1 protein-coding gene is annotated in these 430 nt (G+C 54.7%); it reads right to left on the reverse strand.

Annotated elements, in window-relative coordinates; all coding sequences use genetic code 11:
• Nucleotides 1–14 precede the first annotated feature (14 nt).
• Nucleotides 15–430 (reverse strand): IS1634 family transposase (locus tag HMPREF0308_RS11530; protein WP_005531798.1); only part of this gene is annotated, 416 nt, incomplete at its 5' end.

Below are 430 nucleotides of genomic sequence, written 5' to 3' on the forward strand. Positions count from 1 at the left end.
TGACTTGGCTCAATTTAGTCAGACGGTTGGGGCAGCTTTTCGGTGAGTTCGCGGATGTCAGCGGGCAGGTCGGTTTGTGCATGGAGGGTATGGCCTGCGATTTCGACGGTAAACGTCCGGTATTTCTTCAGGGTTCGCACTAATCGCTTCAACGACAGGCCCGAGGCTTGTTCCAACACGTGGCCTGTGGCCATCGCGGCCATCACAATGGTTAGGTGTGCGTGGATGGAGTCTTCTTTACGGTGATAAATCGGTCGGGCTTTCAGGTCTGATTTCGCCATTCGGAACGATTTCTCGATCGTGAACAGGCGCCGGTAGGCACCGATGACTTCCTGGGGTTTTAAGTCTGTGCGTGAGGTCTCGTATCCTTTAATCCCGGCCAGGGTTAGGTGCTTGTTGGCTAGGGTGTGGTTGACCTGCTTATTCGGGG

The organism is Corynebacterium striatum ATCC 6940, assembly GCF_000159135.1.
Classification (GTDB): Bacteria; Actinomycetota; Actinomycetes; order Mycobacteriales; family Mycobacteriaceae; genus Corynebacterium; species Corynebacterium striatum.